Source organism: Citrobacter sp. Cpo126, assembly GCF_030332445.1.
GTDB lineage: Bacteria > Pseudomonadota > Gammaproteobacteria > Enterobacterales > Enterobacteriaceae > Citrobacter > Citrobacter portucalensis.
On the sequence record NZ_JAOWHT010000039.1, the window covers coordinates 34,221 to 53,677 of the forward strand.

Genomic DNA, 19,457 nt, shown 5'->3' on the forward strand with positions numbered 1-19,457 from the left:
TTTTGCCTGTAGAGAAAGAAACGTATTTACTGCATTAATGCTAAGAGCTAAATAAATTATAATTTAAATAACCTGAGCCAAACGGCAAATCCCATCAACAATTGCCTCTACCGGATGATTTGCAAAACCAATCAAAATCCCCTGTCGTGAGATATCGCTCTGGTAATAACGACTTAGTGATAGTATTCCCATCCCTAGTAATCTGGCTTGCTCCTCAACTTCATTTCCGGTTAATCCGTTTTGTAGCCAGCACACAATATGGACGCCAGAGTCAGAAGGTTGCACAATCATTTTATCAGCCAGGTATTCTTGAATAGCATTGACCAGCGCAGTTCTTCTTTCATAGCATGCCTTACGAATTCGGCGCACATGACTGGCATAGTGACCATCCTCAATAAAATTCGCCATCACAGCCTGTTCAAGATAACTGGTGCCAAGATCGGAAAAATATTTCGTCACCATAATTTGTTCTTGTAAACCCGGCGGGACAACTAAAAAACCTAAACGGAATTCCGGGTACATCATTTTAGAAAATGTTCCGGCGTAGATTACGCGTTGATTCTGATCTAATCCTTGCAGAGCTTGTAAAGAACGGTCGGCATAACGGAACTCGCTATTATAGTCATCTTCAAATATCCATGCCTGATTCGACTTCGCCCATTCCAGCAGCTCAAAACGGCGGGATAAACTCAACGTTCCACTTAATGGATATTGATCCGACGGGACGACATAGGCCAGCTTAGCGTCAGGAAAATGATCAATACCATAGCGGACGTTCATTCCCTCGCTATCTACCGGTACTGGCCTCACCATCGCGCCAACTGACATGAAGGCGCCGCGAGCGCCTTTGTAACCCGGGTCGTCCAGCCAAACATCACTTCCTGCCGACAGCAATGCTCGTGCAGTAATGTTCAATGCCTGTTGAATACCATTTACGATGATTATCTGTTCTTCGTTACAGTTCACTCCACGCGTTGTTTTAATGTAGCGGCAAACCGCTTTTCTCAATGGAAAGTACCCGCAAGGATGAGTGTGAGCGCCCAGTTGATGCCGGGATTGTCTCCAGACACGTTGCAGTAGCTTTCCCCATAACGCATGCGGGAAGAGATCCGTACACCCGACACCAACCGCAAATAGGCGGTTCATGCAGCGCCCTTCATACTCATTTGACCACAAATCGCGAACAGGATTATTTCGGCTGTGAACCTGTTCATCAGGCGAGACGACGTCCCCCGACGCCATCTTTGGATAGCTATTGCTGATACTCCGATCCGGAATATTATGTGAGACATATGTTCCAGACCCTTTACGGGTCAGGATATACCCTTCATCTAAAAGCCTGTCATAACCGGCGATCGCTGAGTTTCGTGAAATTGACATCATCTCGGACAATGCCCTGGTTGATGGCATTTTTGTTCCTGGCGGCAATCGCCCTTCGAGGATGTGATCGCGGAGGATGTGGTAAACCTGCTCCTTAACCGCGCCTTTTCCTAAAACAAATCCTTGAAATAAAGGCGCATTGTTTTTCTTCATTGTATTAACCTTTATACTAAAAGTGGATCCTATCAATATATCGAAAGTGTCTCTTTACGAGAAATTATAAAGTTCTTAGTATCATCATACTAACACATTACTCGTATAAAATATCAGGATATATATGACTAACATGAATACCGTTACTATTGAAAGTGCAGAACAAAAAGACTACGCCAGCTGGCTTCCTTTATGGATAAACTATCAAACATTTTATCGCACTAAAATTTCAGATGAAGTAACAAAATTAACGTGGGAGCGTTTCCTTACCCCGAACGAACCTGTTTATTGTGCTGTTGCAAAATATGATGGAAAAATAGTGGGGCTGGTGCATTATCTCTTTCACCGTTCAACATGGGCAGAATCCAACTATTGCTATCTCGAAGATTTATTTGTTAGCGAAGAGGTACGTGGTCAACATATCGGTAAACAGCTTATCGAGTATGTCCAACAACAAGCCAAAAAACACCACGCGTCAAGATTATACTGGCATACGCATGAAACCAATCTCCGTGGACAACGTCTGTATGACTGGGTGGCCCAAAAGAGCGGGATGATCGAATATCGTATGTAAGGATAATAATACTCAGGATAGTATTTAATTATTCAGTACTAAAAATAAGCCTCTGAGTAGATATACTCAGAGGATGTCTCGGTGACAAATCCCCCCAACCTGAATAAGATAAGGAAAAAAACCAGCGATAAGCAAATTCTTAAGAATCAAAAAGGTAAAGAGCCAGCATGGCAACGATAAAGGATGTTGCAGAGTTAGCGGGAGTGTCCACCGCAACAGTTTCACGTGTTATTAATCAAACCGCATGGGTTGAACCCGTGACGCGTGAGCGTGTTGAAAAAGCCATGCGCGAACTGAACTATCATCGCAATGCCGCCGCTATTGCATTAGCGAAACGCAGCGGTGACATGCTCGGGTTATTGACCGGCAACCTTGCCGATCCCTTTTTTGCCAGGCTTGCCCGAGGCGTGGAAGAAGTATCACGCCAGCAGCAATTTCGGCTGATGGTATGCAGCGGTGGCCACGATGAAGGAATGGAAAAATCAGGACTCGATTTCCTGATAAACCAGGGCTGTGAAGCTATTGTGGTCCATGCCAGTAGACTGTCTGAAAAGGAACTGTTGCGATATGCCGCTCATTTTCCTGCCATGGTGGTCGTGAACCGCTATATTGCCGGGATGGCCAATCGCTGCGTGTGGCTGGAAAATAGTCAAGCTGCTAAAACAGCCACGCTACATCTCCTGGAACAGGGGCACCGTTGTATTGCCTGCGTGACAAGTGATTTACCGATTATCGATCGCCGTGAGCGGCTGGAAGGTTATCGCCAGGCGCTGGCCGAATATGGCATTACGCCAGATAAAAACTGGGTGATTAGCGTGCCCTTTAATGAAGAAGGTGGCGAACGCGCTGCACATCAGCTGCTTAATTGCGGCATTCCTTTCACCGCAGCGGTGACATTTAATGATGTGATGGCCGCCGGGATTATGCGCATCCTCCATCAGCAGGGAATTACACTTCCGCAGCAGCTTTCGATCGTTGGATTTGATGATGTGGTGATGGCCCGCTATCTCTATCCCGCACTCACAACAATGCATTATCCCGTTGAGCGCATGGCTCGCTGCGCTTCGCAGCTGGCGATACAGCTTTTTAAGGGCGCAACTCAGCGTCCCAGCGTGAATAGTTTCACTGCGGATTTAGTGATCCGCGATTCTGTTCTTCCCCCCTCTCTCTGAAATCAATGCGTAAATCGTCAAGCCCCTGAATTGTGATCGACTTCAAGTTTAACGTCTTCATGTAATCGCTTACATGAGGGCCAATGAGCGATCACAGTCAGGCAAAAGGGTGTTCTCTACTCTTGAGCGACCTTACAGACTGGAGATTCATGAATGAATGCCTCTCAAAATCAGAAAAAAACACTCTCATTTGGACTGGCAGTGATCCCTATTTTAGCCATGCTACTGCTGCTAATTATTGGCTACGGCATCATGGGGCTTCGTATTGAGCCTTTGTTGCTATGTTCTGCTGCAGTCGCCGCGGGTATGGCCTGGTGGCAAGGGTATTGCTGGGAAGACATCATTAATTCGGTGGTTGATAAACTCGCCAAAGCAATGCCGGTTATCATGATTCTTATCTGTGTCGGCGGCCTGATTGGTACATGGATGTTCAGCGGCACCATCCCTTACATGGTGTACTGGGGACTTAAACTCATCAGCCCCGAATACATTCTCATCGCCGCGTTCTTTTTGACCAGCGTCGTATCGGTGTGTACCGGAACCTCCTGGGGTTCCGCCGGAACGGTTGGCGTAGCATTGATGGGCGTTGCCGCCGGACTGGATGTTTCGATGGCAGCAGCGGCAGGTGCCGTTGTTTCTGGCGCTTACTTCGGTGACAAGATATCGCCGCTGTCAGACTCCACCAACTTTGCGGCCATTGTTGCAGATACCACCCTTTTCGAGCATATCCAGCACTTATTATGGACCACCATTCCCAGCTTTCTGCTTGCCGCCGTGGTTTATCTTATTGCCGGCCACAGCAATATGCTGGGCGAGGTCGCCACGCCGCAACGGGTTACCGATATTGTCAACGCTCTGGAGTCGCTATACCACTTCAATATCATTCTGATTTTGCCACCGGTTATTGTGTTGTGGGGCGCGATTCGTAAAAAGCCGGTCATTCCTTTAATGCTGAGTGCATGCGTATTAGCCCTGATTCTGGGCGTTGTCATGCAAGGACTCAGCATCAAGCAGGGACTGGATGCCTTTATAGATGGATTCAACATTACTATGTTCCCGCAAGGGAGTGAGGGCATTATTGCTGATGTTCCGCGCCTGCTGAACCGCGGCGGAATGTTCTCAATGATGAGCACTATCCTTCTGGTATTTTGCGCATTCTCTTTTGCCGGTGCCTTAACGTTAACCGGCGCGCTCAACATTATTATTAACCGCTTACTGACGGTCATTCACAGTGTCGGTCAGTTAATTGCGGCAACCATTGGTACCACCCTTCTGGTGACCGGAGCGACAAGCGACGGCAAGCTGGCTCTTCTGGTTCCAGCTGAACTGTTTAAAGACGCATATCGTCGTATGGGACTGGATACCAAAAATCTGTCCCGCACCATTGAAGACGCTGGCACCGTCATTGAGCCGTTGTTGCCGTGGACCGCTGCCGGAGTTTATATGGCCACGACATTAGGAGTGAGCACGCTGGATTTATTGCCATGGGCGATTCAGTGCTATGCCGCAATCTTCTTCGCCTTGATTTACGGTTTCACGGGAATCGGTATTGCGAAGGCGCCATCAGTGGCAGAAACAGAAAAAAATATTACGGCAGCAGAATAGGGAGAGCATGTAATGGATTTTAATAAGATTATCGATCGTCACGATACCGCCTCGTTGAAATGGGACTTTATGGCGCGATATTTCGGCGAGGATACACATCAACTGTTGCCAATGTGGGTGTCTGATTTTGACTTTACTTGCCCGCCCGCTGTTCAGGAGGCTTTAACTCACCGCGTCGGGCACGGTATTTTTGGTTACAGCGAACGACCACAAAGCTACTTTGATTCATTAATTTCATGGTTCTCAACCCGGCATCAGCTGGAAATCAAGCAAGAGTGGATCTGCAGTATTGAAGGTGTTGTTCCGGGATTATCGCTACTCGTACAAATGCTAAGTCAACCCGGTGAAGGCGTGGTCGTTCAGGGACCTTATTATGGTTCATTCGCTAAAATTATCTCTCTGAACGGCAGACAGCTGCTGGAAAATCCGTTGTATGAGGACCCGGCTACCGGTTATCAAATGGATTTTGCTCACCTGGAAATGTTATTCCGGACTGAACGTCCGCCGTTGATGATTTTATGTAATCCGCATAATCCAACCGGTCGTTGTTGGTCTGCACAGGAGCTGGAACAGCTACTTACGCTATGCGAGACCTATGATGTAACGTTGCTGTCTGATGAGATATGGGCAGATTTATTGCTTCCAGGAGAACAATTTACTTCAGTTCTGCATCTGGGAGAACGCTGGCATTCGCGTGTAATTTCAGCTACTTCAGCCAGTAAAACGTTTGGTTTGTCGACATTGCGTATTGCTAATTTTCTGATACCGGCACCGGCATTGCGTGAACACTTTTTACGCCGTCTGGATGCGCATGGACTGGATGTATTCAATGCGCTATCCGTCGAGGCGAGTACGGCTGCATGGCAACATGGTGCACCATGGTTAGACGATTTACTTGGCTATCTGGCTGAAAATCGACGCTGGTTTATTCAACAAATTGATGAATATCTCCCATGGGCTCGGGTTGTTCCTTCCCAGGCAACGTATCTACTGTGGATAGATTGCAAAGCGCTTGGACTGGATGATGAGCAGCTCAAATGGGTAATGCTTGATGTTGCCGGTATTGCGCCTTCAATGGGAAATGGCTTTGGTCCTGCTGGAAAAGGTTTTATCCGCCTGAACATGGGATGTCCACGCGCCTACCTCGAAAAAGCGGTAGAGGGATTGAAGCGTATTGCATTTACATCCTGTTGAATCTGCTCAGTAAACGAATCGGCCCTGGCACAGGGCCGCTCGATATTATCAGCCATTTCGACGAGGCCTGATTAATGGCCTCTGAACTACCAACCAAGAATGGCGATACGGAGAACGTGGTGCAGGTTACCCGAAAAATAAGATGTGCGCTGAAAACCGCATTAAACGGGCTTTTAGTTGATTTCGGTAGACTTGGGAAGAGTTTGAAATGGTGCCGATAATAGGAGTCGAACCTACGACCTTCGCATTACGAATGCGCTGCTCTACCAACTGAGCTATATCGGCCCTGATAAGGACATGCCCACGAACGTGAACACGGGGTAGAAGGTTAAAACTAACCGGGCGATGCGTCAATGGCCTTGCGAATCAAACGCCTATTTTTGCATCATCCGGATTCAATTACGCACGAATCGTGTCGTCACAGGTGTCCTGGTACGCGGCAAGGGAATTCTATAACCAGCGGCGAACACGCTGCTCATAGCGTATCCATTCCGGCCCGAAATGTTTTCGCAGTTGTTCCTCTTCAAAATCAATATGTAATCTGGCAACCACCAGTATAAACAGCGGTGCAGCCAATATTCCAATCAGGCTACCAACGTAGAGAGAAAAAGCTAACTGGAGTCCACTCATTCCAAGATAGATTGGATTGCGGCTCCAGGCATAACATCCGCCAGTAACAAGTGTGGTCGATTTCTCTGCATGCAGTGGGTTTAGCGTCGTACGTTTCTTCCGCATCTGCCACGCGGTATGCAGTATCATCGCCAGACTGACGCTAGCCAACAATGCACTTATTACGATAGTCACCGCGCCAAATGTGAAACGCGGGATCGCCGTCAACGCATCCGCGATGAGGAATAATAACAGGATGAGTGGTGGTGGAAGCCAGACTCTTAATTTTTGCAGGAAATGACGCATGGCTACGGGCAAACCTCAGTACCTGTTTGATTAACGCTGATATCACTATAAATACCCCGTTTAAGATACATAAACAAACGGTGCATACTTCACTGTAGGACTTTTTACTTAACCAGACAGAAAGGCAGCGATGCAAAGACGCCAATACCAGAGGCGTCTGCCCCTGGTGTTCAGGAAAAAATCATGCTGCAGGCCATGTCAGCTCAGAGCACATACTCGTTTAAAGGTTTTACCCTTCATATGTAAAAACCGTGTCAAAAATGAATTACGTAGATAAAGGTGAATCCGACGCTGATTCAAACAAATCTACAGACTGCTGGTAATACCGGATAAAATCATTAAATGTCACTGGCGGTAGAAACTGATACCCCTGCAGATAGTCAACATTATTTTTTCCCAGCCATTGTTGCTGATAGTCATTTTCAACGCCCTCGGCCACCGTACGTAACCCCAGAAGTCCTGAAAGGTGAGTAATTGACTCGAGCATAGGGATATATTGATCAACCTCTTTAATTTCCTTAATGAAGCTTTTATCAATTTTGATTACATCCAGGTCTAACTCATTGAGATAGCAGAGATTAGCGTATCCAGTACCAAAATCATCCAAAGCGAACAAAACACCTTTATTTCGTAACGAACGAATAAGTTCTTTGATTGCAGGAGTGATCGTGAACGTCTGGTTCTCTGTTATCTCTATCATCAATTTTATCGGCAGACCTTGCGTTATCTCCATAAAATTAAGGCATTCCCAATAGAATACAGGATTATTTAAACCTGACGGACTGACATTAAAAGAAACGAACAGTGTTTTATTAATGCTTGCGCCTCCAGAGACCAGATTGCGCGCAACAGCGGTCATTAAATAGCTAGTTAACTCATTGATTAAGCCACTTTTTTCAGCCAATGGAATAAACTCTCGCTGAGAAATAGCATAGTTATGTCCCTGTGGCCAACGAGCCAATACCTCAACGCCACAAACATCGCCCCTGATATTCACGATGGGTTGAAAATAAGGAATGATCTCCTCATTCCTTATTGCCATACTCAGTCTACTAGTATCCGAAACATCATATGAGTCAGTGTAAACTGTATCCCCACTCACATTATTATTGATTATAGAACCTTCATTTAATAAATTATTTCGAGTTAAAAAGATAACAGTTTCATTAAAATTGGAAAAGCCGAGGCGAGCAGTAATTTTATCCCGATATCGATACACTGACTTAATTGTTAGCGAATTAGCAATACAGAAATCATGCAGTTTTTCTTTTGTGAATGATGAATACAGCATTTCTTCTTCAAATTCAGTCAAGTTAAAAGTAAACATCGGTGAATCTTTATTGACTTCCACAATTTTGTCAGGTGCCAATAAACTCTCTTTTAATTGAGCGATCAACTGCTCCGACAATTCCCCCCCATTGATAAAGGAATATTCTTCATATCCCCGATTAACAGGCAGGGTTTCGCACATCCGCAGAACAATACAGTGTATGTTGATGAACTGTGTACTGTTTCTCTGAAGCCATTTTTTGACCAATAATAATGGCAACCGGTTATCGATCACCAGCAAGCAGGACGGATATTGCGACATAACTGACTGCGTGCCAGAAATAAATGTCCGTGCATCGATCAATACCAGATTTGGTAACCATGCTTTTATTCCTGAAAAAAGGAAAGTATCATAACTGAGCAGAAAAATTTTTTTCGTATTCATAGTTATCACCAACTTAAATTTATGGCATAGCAGGTCCCTCGCTCTATTCACGAGAGAATATACAACACCTTCGACCTCCAATAATCATAAGGCGATTCGTGATATAACTTTATCCATAAGCCATATCACGTAAATTCAGAATTTATAATCACAGTTATCCATATGAGTATTCTCATCACACCGTAAGTTCCATTTAAAAATTGAAAAAGAAAAAACTCCATTTCTTAATCAGTACAAATCCCTTTACTCACTTTCACTTCATTACAAAACAAAAAGCTATAAATACAAAATTTACAAAACATATAACTACAATGGCCAACAGAATAACATATTACCGTAGTTTATGCTGACCGACAAACTAAGAGAGGATGTCGTAGATCTTGTATTCATAAACATTTCCGACAATATGCACGACATATTGTTTCATCGACTCTAAATTTATTGCTACATTTTCTATAGCGAGTGACAGTATAGGTTCAATATATAATCAGGGCATATTGGTTCAGACCCAACACATCTAATGATTAATTTTTGAGCACCCCTGACCCACGGGTAAGTATTTCTGCAACGCTACGATAAATTTCCGGTTTTTTGTTTTCAACTCACTACTATGCCAGGTCTCCCCCGGTAACACATAACGCATGGTGGCTTCATCATCAGTTGAGTGACACCCCTGGTGTACGATAATTTTGAAAAAAGTATTCCCTGTGTTTTTCAACGTCCCGTTTATCTCATCAATGGTGTAGGCCAGGTTCATTTTCCTCGGACGAACGACCAATATGGTATCCATAGCGATCACCGGGAGAGCCTGTCCGCCTTTCCCTTGATTACGCTCGGTAAACAGCGTTATCGGCATTTCACGAAACAGTATTCGGTAATAGCGTTCTTTATCATCCTGCGGGCCACGATAGAAAATCTTAAAAAACTCACTTGCCTGCGGTGCCAGTGAAAAACGGAGCGGAGTAAACAAAAGTTCGCCTTCGGCAATAGCACTTCTGTTTTCACCTCCCGGTCCCGGTTTATCTATTTTAACTGCGCTAATACTGTACACGTTCTGTTTCTGGCTATCGTTATAGATTCGTTTACTGATAAATGATTTATCCGATGGCATCTCATAAATAGTCGACTCCAGGTAGACGGCCTGTGCGGAGAACACCGTCAGCCCGGAAAGCAAGGCCAATATCCATCTTAGCGCCAAACGACAGTGGCTCATGGCGTCACTCCCACCCAGTTCGCCGTCACTTTTATCTCTCCGCTGGCACTGACAACACCTTCCCAATCCGCACCGGAAACGGTCAACATCGAACGCGAATCATTCATTGGGAAAAGCAATTTTAAATCAGTCGCAAAGTAGCTTCCATCATCTGTATTATTTGCGTCCCAGGGCGTCTGTTGCCATTGCGCATCTCTCATGCTGATCGCCGCTTCACTACAGCTATTTCGTTTCTGTACCACGCCACCCGACTGACTGTTGTACTGAAGAAAGGCGGGAATTGGGACAGATAACCCACCTTGCGTAGAAGTGAACAGGCAATAAGGCACATTGTTTATCGTCGTACTTTCCCCAATAACTTGTGCGGTAATGCTATCAGCCTGACGAGGCCCCGAGACCGTCACGGTGTAATCCATCTCAATCGGAGCGGTCTCGCCAATTGTGCCGCTGCCGCTTGCCGAGGTGCTGTTATCCGATGAGATAATACTGATCCCATATTCCTTTGGAACAATATTGAGCTGTAGCGAAGGAGTAAACTGGTAATACCCCGACTCTGGCGTCACGCTATTTGTAAAAGCAAATGTAAATGGTTGGCTGTTGGTGATACTGACGCCACGATCCACCATATTTTTCAGGAATGTTTTCGACAGAAAAACATAGACATACTCACCACTATTACTAAAAACATTATAATAAACCGACGTCGAGCTAAAGTTAGTCCAGGTTTGACCATCACCAGAATATTTTATTGTGGCAGCCGCAGGCGTAAAACCGAGCAAACCGCTATCTGCGTACATACGAATACGTAGTGAAGCCGTCAGATTGCTGGTTTGATTTAAATTATATGAAATCATCTTACAGATAACGCCATCTTCACGACTGACCACACCCAGCTCACAATAACCACTGTCTTTAGTGATGCTCGGGGTGCCATCACTGGCAACCCATAACTCCTGAAATGCATTGGTAGAAACCAAAGATAAATGACCTATTTTATTTAATGTATAAGGTCTGATATACCAATTACCGCTGCTCTGGTCTTTACAACGTTGCCCAGCCGCATAATCATAGTCAATCGTGGTTCGACAAAAATTAAGGTTATATGTCTCTGCGCTTCCGACCGATATATTGCGGAAGTATTCATACGCCGAGTCTGTCAGCGATGCAAAACCATAGTATCCACCGGCGATTCCGGATCCGGTTGCTTTGGTGTGATAAAAACCAAATTGATCGGTTAGCTCGGCAGCAATATAGCCAGATGCAGGGCAATTAGCACCAGTAGTGCAACGAATACCCCGGAATGGTTCACTGATTGGCGAATTATCAATCCACATATCTTTATAATATGAGGTATTGGCTACCCAACCAACGATACCCATATATCCCAGGCTATCCTGGTCGTTTCCATATTTTACCCAGGTGTTCGACCCACTAATGCGAGGATCGAGAGAGGACGGGGTAATAAAGTATTCGTTATCAACATTGTTTTCTATAAACAAATAGTTGTTGTTGACCGCCGCCTGAGTGGAAGCCGAGAGCGCCCAGGCGGATGGAGATAACGCGGCAAAGACACAGCCGAGAATAAGGGAAAGAGATTTATTCATTATTAATACCTTATCGTTGTGCCATCGTGGTTTGCGTTGCACATTTCACATCGCCAACCCACGCCGCGCCGCGTGCTTTTTCCAGATCCAGATCGGCTTCACATACCCTGCCATTGGCAGAAATTAACGTAATAACCGGATACTTTTTATCAATATCGATAGCAAACTCACCTTTAGCATCCGTACGTGTTTTACCGATGTGGTTATGAATATCGGTATTTGCAGCCAACTGCCCATCAGGGTAGCGAATACGGCCAAACACGGTGACCATGCTTTTCACTTCAGGGTTAATAACGCCCACGTTCCCCGGATATAGCGTCAGCTGCTGTTTGCGTCCTGAAACAATATCGAAGCTGTCCTCAGAATTTTTATCATTGAGGATCTCCAGCTTGTACTGAGCATAGGGCGGCAGTGCAATGAAATTTGATTTACCGCTAAGAAGATAATTGCGGTTATTAATTTTCGCAGCCAGTTTCCCCTCGCCGGTCAAATCTGTTTTTACGATAACGCCAGAACGCTGCCTCTCTTTACTCAGACCGAAGTCTTTACCTGCCCATGCCAGAGAACCTTGGGAAGAGAAGTTCATATTGGTGGAGTTGTCAGCAGAACGTGTTACCGATACGGTGCCAGCGTTATATTTCGTGTCATAACTTAGATTGCCGTTTACCGAATAATTATTGTCGTAATACTGTTCACCACTCAGACGCGTTGATGCCGATAATCCGACCGATTTAATCGGCCCTTCAGCATACTGTTTTCGTGCACTGAGATTACCCTGGGTGCTGCCATAGCGATCTCGGGAGACGCCCATGCTCAACCAGGTCGCCAACGGCAACGATAAGTCCAGGCTGACATAACGTTCCTGTCGCCCATCGTCATTTCGGTTGTTGTAGTAATAACGCTGAATTCCTGCACGTAACCCAATCGTGGCATACCTTCCAGAATAAAGAGTCGTGTTGTAATCCAGATTACGGTATTTATTGCCTGAGTAACGATTCTCCGTCTGACTAACGGTGAGTGAACCACCATGAGGAATAAACTTTCCGAGGTTAAGAGTTCCGCCAATGGAATAGTTATCACGCTCCTGCATAGGCAAGCGATCGCCAATTTTACTGTCTTCACGAGATGCCCAAAGGGAACCATATCCCTCAGGGACATTGAGATTAATGTTACTGATGTTTCGCCATGATGAATCGTTCGCTACCAACATCTGATTGCCAATACTGACGTATTCATTCACATTCAGCGTGACATCCGTTTCATTAACCGCATTGTTGTCAAAACCGTAGATCGTTGATTTCAGGCCCAGCCCCGACAATATCGCCAGCGTCACCGATGCGGCCCCCCCGGCAATCCAGGTCTGCTCACTCCCCAAATCCTGATAGTGGTTACGCTTATAGCTCACCCGATCATAATCCAGCGAACCACCAAAAAACTGCCATGAGAGCTGATGAACTCCGGCAGCTTGTTGGCGAGCAAAGATCTTATTAACCCGGCTGACACGACTATTAATTGTCCGCCCATTGACCACGATATCTACCGTGACGTCGTAAACACCATACGGAAAGCGACTGGTATCAATTTCATAGCTACCCATATTAAAGTTCTGCACGCTGAGCAAACGTCCATCGCGGAAGACATGAACCTCACCAGCGGCTGGCAAAAATACGGTAATCGGCGTGAGTGAAAGCGCGGTATTCTCAACAACCGTACTTCCTTTGTTCCCGTAGCTCGCACCGTAAATTTTCCCACCATTCAGCGCATTCAGGCTGGCAATAGACTGGACATTCCATGTATCAAGCATCCCCAGCGCCAGTCGATACCCTTCATAATCGCGCTCATACATCGCACGATAAAGTTTACTGGTACCATTGCTGTCACCGATACCGTAAAACGAACCGTTAACATTAATGTGGTGCTCCCGCAGCGATGTTGTATTGTCCATCGTCAGATAGCTGCGGGTACTGCTGCCATTTCGGTAATCGTTGTAGTAGGTACCAAAGTTGTAGTTCAGGACGTTAGACAGAGTTTCAACGCTGGAAGGTCCAAGCAAGCTACTGCGCGCGACAATCGCTTCAGTTAACGCATCTTTGCTGACAATCATCTCCAGGTGAAATGATGAGACATTAAGTTGCAGTCGAGCATCATCTGACAGTTCAATATTCGTATTATCGTGAAACTTTACATCACGGATTTTTTCCACTAACGCGCGGGTTTTCTCGGATAACACAGCATTATTGGGCAATTCAGCAAGAGTCAGTGCTTTAACTGTAATATTGCCATCAACAAGCGAAATCACCGCATCGGCAATTTTTTGCTGACTTTTCTCATCAGTCTCGTTGTAACGTATATATACCGGCACCGTCATTCCCTGCTCCAGTGAACGGGCGAAAGCGCTGGGAATAACGTAATTACCCACTTTTACTGGGGCTGCATGTGAAGTTCCTGGTGTCAGCGCAAGAAAAAGACAAATGCTACCGCCAACAATATATGTTGTTGTCATATGCATCCTTACAATCCGGTATTTTTATTTATCCCGTACAGATGGCTGCTATTGACCATCACTTCACTGTAATAAACTGCTTACCGTGCCAGATACCGATGCGTGAGCGGCTATTACTAATGTCGGTGAACTGCAGTTTTATTTTTGTACCTGGCATAATGTAATAACGTTCACGACAGCCCCGTCCCTGATCGCGAGCATTATCTTTGCAAGCTCCATAGGCGATTACTCGAAATGAAACATTGCCAGTATTGCTAATAACATCACCATTACGGTTATATTCAAAACGCTCTTTTCGCGGCGCAACGACCAAAATCGTGCCAATTTCTGCTGACGCTGTCGCAACAGCCAATTTATTGGCCCTGGTTTCCGCGCTCTCGGTGACCGGCTCATCTATCCATTGCAGACGATAATAACGCTCGATATCATCAATTGGCCCTTTATAAAAGAAGCGAAAAACATCCTTTGCCTGACCAGGCAGAATTAGATTGGCAGGCGTAGAGAGTAATTCCCCGGAATTAACGGGTTTTATTTCGACTCCGCCCGCTAAAGGTGATGACAGTTTTTTTACCGATACGCTGACATAACGAGCCGAATCTGTCGTATTAGTGATTTCTTTCGATAATGAACTCTCAGTAGAAGTCATTATCGACGTGATATCACCGACGTTAATTGCCCAGCTGGAAAAAGATATTACCAACCCTACCAACATTGCTGCCGGTAAATATTTATTCATGACACCATTCCTGATAAATTCGGGAGAAATTCTCCTCCCGAACTTTTATTTCTTAGGCGGACGGAGTCGTCCAGGTTGCATTGAACTGTACTTTTACATCACCAGTCCAATAGCCGTCTGGCAGTGCAGAGTAATCCGTTACCGGCGTGCTACCATCAGAAGTCGCAGACGCAATGGTGAATTTGAAGTTGGATTGATCGCTGACGCGGTCAGCACCGTTGTAAGCGCCATCAGCCATCAGGCTTTCAAGACCAGAAGTCGAGCTGGAATTTACCAGGACAGTATCTGATGAATTAGTCAACGCGGTGCCATTCCATGCCACCCCTACGTTCAGGGTAGACGCATCGCCACTGGCGTTGGTCAGAGTATTGCTAATAATCTGAGCGGTCAGTTCAAAATCAGTTGCCGTTTCCTGGCCCTGAATAGTCACATCAAACGCGCCATCCTGGGAGTTGAAGCCATTCAGACCTTCCGCATACTGGAAAGTCAAAGAGTTCAGCGGAGTGACGACCAACATGCTGGTGGTATCTTTTGTTGCCGTCGCGTCCCACGAGGCCGTTGCAGAAGCAGTGACATCTGCCATTGCATTTGCCGCAACAAATACAGACGCCAGAGAGGTCACTAATAATAATTTTTTCATTTTTATCTTCTCCTAAGAACAAACTCACCACCGAGTCTTATTATTAAGTCACTCCAGCGGTTCCATTAATTGCGAGCCAGAATTGCCGCGCCCAAAAATTATCATTTGAATTAAGTAACATCTCAACAAACCCTGAAACGCAAAAATTACAAAAAGACTAAGAATTTTCCCACTAAAACGATAATCTAAGAAGTTTCCTAAGTTTAATTTACTTAAATAACACCATGAACCAGAACTATCACCCAAATAAATAAGACAAATCAAACAATTCATCTTTTTTATGTTTTTGATAAATATCAAAAAGATCATACAAATACCACGAGAGCAAAACCCTTACAAAACATAAAGATAATTAACACCTCCATAGTTTCTCTATAATGCTTATTATTTGTTGCAATTATGCTAAATTTTTAACGCCGCAAGAAAATTCTCATGATATATCCATTTGCGAGGGAATATTCTTATAAAAAAAACATTCACCTACAGAAACTACATTCTAATTGATAATTATTTGACAAAATTAAAACCAGGAATTTTCCATATAAAATGAATATTCCTGGCTTATCAGGAGAGATAATGATTATCGTTAAATAGAAAATTAGATAAAACGTTTTAAACCAAGATAACTATTAATAGTTACGGTACGTACCCTATGTAAGGTAATCAAATTCTGCTGTTCAAGTGACTTTAATGAGCGGCTAACGGTTTCAATTTTAAGATCGAGATAACTGGCAATTTCCTCCCGAGAAAATGGCAAGCGAAGCGTCGTTTCTGGCCTGCCGATGCGCAAATGCATCTCGTAAAATTCCACTAGGAAAGCCGCGATCCTGGCCTCAGCATGTTTATTCGCATAGCGCCGCAGTTTTTCAACAATGAATCCATTGTCCCTACAGAGAAACTTGATGACTGCGGCAGCAACCGACGGATCCTTTTCTGCTACTTTGAACAACCGCGCAATATCGATATGACATACCTCCGCAGCCGTTGCCGCCTTAATCGTTGTCAGGTACTTCCCCCCTTCGACAGCATCCAGCGCCATGATATCTCCCGGAACATAAAAGCGACTGATAAAATCGTTATCACCGCATTCCACGCTGGACTTGCAGTATCCCTCGTGAATAACAAAAAGCATGTTTGCGGCTTCATCCTGCCGGGCGAGTATCTCCCCTGCTTTAAACCTTCTTCTTTTGTCTATTAATCGGTGTTGATTATCACGATCAATTGCCGCTCCCTTTGGACATAGCGAACAATGGCGGGGGGGAAACGGGTTGCCGAGCGGCACAACAGGAATGCGATGTTTGTGAATATCCGATTTCACGCAACAACTCCTCATAAAAAATGAGACTGATTCTAATAGATCGAACCATAGGAACAATACGTGAACGGCAGACCAGGAAAATTCATGCTGGCAGGGAAAATTCTGTGATACGTCGCCTTTCGGGCGCTGGTGAGAGCATAGGTCAAAAACAGACTGATGCGGATGATGTTAAAACGCAGGATAGAAAAATAAATGCGGCAGCGAAGTGAAGGTTAGAATTAAGCGGGAGATGCCTTAATAGCTTTAAAATTAAGAGCGCTATTATGGCATCGCCCGTTTTCAATTACGCCCGGACCATGTCGTCACCGAAGCCAATCCACTTATATGTGGTCAGTGCTTCCAGCCCCATTGGGCCACGCGCGTGCAGTTTTTGCGTGCTCACCGCCACTTCCGCACCCAATCCGAACTGGCCGCCATCGGTAAAACGAGTAGAGGCGTTTACATACACGGCAGAAGAGTCCACTTCATTCACGAAACGGTTGGCGTTGCTGAGCGTGCGCGTCAGTATGGCGTCCGAGTGCTGGGTACCGTGTTCGCGAATATGGGCGATAGCACCATCCATATTTTCGACCACCACAACGTTCAGATCCAGAGACAGAAACTCGTTATCCAGCTCTTCCGGTTTTAGTGGCACCAGTTTGGCAGGGCCATGCAGAACCTGCATCACAATTTCATCACCGTGCAGCGTAACACCGCTATCCGCCATCTTTTGGCTTAACGCAGGCAGGAAACGCTCAGCAATATCCTGATGCACCAGCAGAGTTTCTACAGTGTTACAGGTGCTTGGACGCTGGGTCTTGGCGTTAACGATAATCTTCAGGGCCGGGGCGATCTCCGCGGTATCATCAACATAAATATGGCATACGCCAATACCGCCGGTGATGACCGGGATGGTCGACTGTTCACGGCACAGCTTATGCAGGCCCGCGCCACCGCGAGGGATCAGCATATCGATGTACTTATCCATTCGCAGCATTTCGGCGACCAGCGCGCGGTCCGGGTTATCAATTGACTGTACGGCAGCCGCGGGTAAACCGCAGGCTTCCAGCGCCTTTTGGATAACCGCCACGGTGGCGGCGTTCGTCCGGTAGGTCTCTTTCCCACCGCGCAAAATCACCGCATTGCCGGTTTTCAGGCACAGTGAGGCAACATCAACGGTGACGTTTGGACGCGCTTCATAAATCACGCCAATCACGCCCAGCGGGACGCGACGACGCTCCAGACGCAGACCGCTATCCAGCAGGCCGCCGTCAATCACCTGCCCTACCGGGTCGGCAAGATTACAGACCTGGCGCACATCGTCAGCAATCGCTTTCAGACGCGCCGGCGTCAGCGCCAGGCGGTCGAGCATCGCTTCGCTCAGGCCGTTGGCTCGCGCCTGCTCAACATCTTGTATGTTCGCGCTGAGGATGCTTTCCGTTTGCGCTTCCAGCTCATCAGCAATGGTTTCCAGTACGCGATTTTTTTCGCGACTGGAGAGCAGCGCCAGCTTGTATGACGCGGCTTTGGCAGCAATGCCCATTTGTTCCAGCATATGCTTGTTCCTTAACGGGTGATCATGTCGTCGCGATGGACAGCAACCGGACCGTATTCGTAGCCCAGGATAGTGTCGATCTGTTGTGAGTGATGTCCGGCAATACGGCGCAGCGCATCGCTGTTATAGCGGGTGACGCCGTGGGCAATATCGCGCCCTTCGAGATTGCAGATGCGGATCACTTCACCACGAGAAAAGTTACCTGTCACGCTTTTAATGCCTTTTGGCAGTAATGAGCTGCCGCGTTCCAGAATTGCTGCGGTCGCGCCCTCATCGACGGTAATCTCCCCGGCAGGCGGCGCGCCAAAGATCCAGCGTTTACGGTTCTCCAGCGGAGAGGCTTGAGCATGAAAACGCGTCCCAACGGAAACGCCTTCCATCACGTCCCCAATTACGCCCGGCTTGCTGCCTGCGGCAATAATGGTGTCGATCCCGGCGCGGCACGCGACATCGGCTGCCTGCAGTTTTGTTCCCATGCCGCCGGTTCCCAGACCCGAGACGCTATCCCCGGCAATGGCGCGCAGCGCATCATCAATACCGTGTACGTCTTTAATCAGCTCAGCCTGCGGGTTAGTGCGTGGATCGGCGGTGAACAGCCCCTGCTGATCGGTCAACAACAGCAGCTTATCGGCACCGGCCAGAATTGCCGCCAGCGCGGAGAGGTTGTCGTTATCGCCGACTTTAATCTCAGCGGTCGCTACGGCGTCATTCTCATTAATGACAGGAACAATGTTGTTATCCAGCAGCGCGCGGAGCGTATCGCGGGCGTTGAGGAAGCGCTCTCTGTCTTCCATATCTGCACGCGTCAGCAGCATCTGCCCGATATGAATACCGTAAATCGAGAACAGCTGTTCCCACAGTTGAATCAGTCGGCTCTGCCCGACCGCCGCCAACAGCTGTTTCGAAGCTATCGTTGCCGGGAGCTCCGGGTAACCAAGATGCTCACGTCCGGCGGCAATCGCACCAGAGGTAACGATAACAATACGATGCCCTGCGGCATGGAGCTGCGCGCACTGGCGAACCAGTTCTACGATGTGGGCGCGGTTCAGGCGGCGGGATCCGCCCGTTAACACACTGGTGCCAAGTTTTACCACCAGCGTCTGGCTGTCACTCATGATTCTCTGCCATTCAAAATTGGGGAAAATGATATCAAACGAACGTTTTAGCAGGACTGGCCCCGGTTGCCAACAACCAGCGCACAA

The 19,457-nt window shown here is 46.6% G+C and carries 15 protein-coding genes and 1 tRNA gene; 4 read left to right on the forward strand and 12 right to left on the reverse strand.

Annotated features, from left to right (window positions below):
* Positions 1-63 precede the first annotated feature (63 nt).
* The gene (pdxR, locus tag OGY17_RS18430) at positions 64-1,533 is read right to left on the reverse strand and encodes a MocR-like pyridoxine biosynthesis transcription factor PdxR (protein WP_286607993.1); all 1,470 of its coding nucleotides are present in this window, start codon (positions 1,531-1,533) and stop codon (positions 64-66) included.
* A 124-nt stretch (positions 1,534-1,657) separates the two neighbouring features.
* Here pdxR and OGY17_RS18435 point away from each other — a divergent pair, with 124 nt between their 5' ends.
* The 4 genes from OGY17_RS18435 to OGY17_RS18450 all read left to right on the forward strand — a co-directional run bounded on the left by OGY17_RS18435 (position 1,658) and on the right by OGY17_RS18450 (position 6,078).
* Positions 1,658-2,107 carry a GNAT family N-acetyltransferase gene (locus OGY17_RS18435; RefSeq protein WP_191226371.1) on the forward strand — a complete coding sequence of 150 codons (450 nt, stop codon included), beginning with the start codon at positions 1,658-1,660 and terminating at the stop codon, positions 2,105-2,107.
* Between the two features lie 167 nt (positions 2,108-2,274).
* Positions 2,275-3,279, forward strand: a complete 1,005-nt coding sequence (locus OGY17_RS18440; RefSeq protein ID WP_008783828.1) for a LacI family DNA-binding transcriptional regulator — start codon at positions 2,275-2,277, stop codon at positions 3,277-3,279.
* Positions 3,280-3,432: 153 nt separating this feature from the next.
* Positions 3,433-4,884, forward strand: coding sequence for a Na+/H+ antiporter NhaC (nhaC, locus tag OGY17_RS18445; protein ID WP_048226419.1), 1,452 nt, complete (start codon positions 3,433-3,435; stop codon positions 4,882-4,884).
* 12 nt (positions 4,885-4,896) lie between these two features.
* Positions 4,897-6,078: a MalY/PatB family protein gene (locus OGY17_RS18450; protein WP_103285717.1), complete on the forward strand. Its 1,182-nt coding sequence runs from the start codon at positions 4,897-4,899 to the stop codon at positions 6,076-6,078.
* A gap of 209 nt (positions 6,079-6,287) precedes the next feature.
* On the opposite strand, the gene OGY17_RS18455 is transcribed toward OGY17_RS18450, so the two are convergent.
* From OGY17_RS18455 to proB, 11 genes are all read right to left on the reverse strand, one after another.
* A tRNA-Thr gene (locus OGY17_RS18455) sits at positions 6,288-6,363 on the reverse strand.
* Positions 6,364-6,528: 165 nt separating this feature from the next.
* On the reverse strand, positions 6,529-6,993 hold the full coding sequence (locus OGY17_RS18460; protein ID WP_111466073.1) for a methyltransferase family protein: 465 nt from the start codon (positions 6,991-6,993) through the stop codon (positions 6,529-6,531).
* Positions 6,994-7,258: 265 nt separating this feature from the next.
* Positions 7,259-8,707 carry an EAL domain-containing protein gene (locus tag OGY17_RS18465; protein ID WP_286607996.1) on the reverse strand — a complete coding sequence of 483 codons (1,449 nt, stop codon included), beginning with the start codon at positions 8,705-8,707 and terminating at the stop codon, positions 7,259-7,261.
* A gap of 517 nt (positions 8,708-9,224) precedes the next feature.
* Positions 9,225-9,920, reverse strand: a complete 696-nt coding sequence (locus tag OGY17_RS18470) for a fimbrial biogenesis chaperone (RefSeq protein ID WP_286607998.1) — start codon at positions 9,918-9,920, stop codon at positions 9,225-9,227.
* Complete coding sequence (locus OGY17_RS18475; RefSeq protein WP_286608000.1) at positions 9,917-11,524, reverse strand: fimbrial adhesin EcpD family protein; 1,608 nt, start codon at positions 11,522-11,524, stop codon at positions 9,917-9,919. Before OGY17_RS18475 ends, OGY17_RS18470 begins: the two co-directional genes overlap by 4 nt.
* 10 nt (positions 11,525-11,534) lie before the next feature.
* On the reverse strand, positions 11,535-14,027 hold the full coding sequence (locus OGY17_RS18480; protein ID WP_234610455.1) for a CS1-pili formation C-terminal domain-containing protein: 2,493 nt from the start codon (positions 14,025-14,027) through the stop codon (positions 11,535-11,537).
* Between the two features lie 58 nt (positions 14,028-14,085).
* A complete protein-coding gene (locus tag OGY17_RS18485; RefSeq protein ID WP_286608003.1) occupies positions 14,086-14,763 on the reverse strand; it encodes an EcpB family pilus assembly chaperone in 678 nt (225 codons plus the stop codon).
* A gap of 52 nt (positions 14,764-14,815) precedes the next feature.
* A complete protein-coding gene (gene ecpA, locus OGY17_RS18490) occupies positions 14,816-15,403 on the reverse strand; it encodes a common pilus major fimbrillin subunit EcpA (RefSeq protein ID WP_003830835.1) in 588 nt (195 codons plus the stop codon).
* 598 nt (positions 15,404-16,001) lie between these two features.
* Complete coding sequence (locus OGY17_RS18495; RefSeq protein ID WP_020996607.1) at positions 16,002-16,721, reverse strand: Crp/Fnr family transcriptional regulator; 720 nt, start codon at positions 16,719-16,721, stop codon at positions 16,002-16,004.
* 283 nt (positions 16,722-17,004) lie between these two features.
* Entirely contained in the window at positions 17,005-18,255 is a 1,251-nt protein-coding gene (gene proA / locus OGY17_RS18500) for a glutamate-5-semialdehyde dehydrogenase (protein ID WP_008783791.1), read from the reverse strand.
* 11 nt (positions 18,256-18,266) lie between these two features.
* Positions 18,267-19,370: a glutamate 5-kinase gene (proB, locus tag OGY17_RS18505; protein ID WP_003031373.1), complete on the reverse strand. Its 1,104-nt coding sequence runs from the start codon at positions 19,368-19,370 to the stop codon at positions 18,267-18,269.
* Positions 19,371-19,457: the final 87 nt, after the last annotated feature.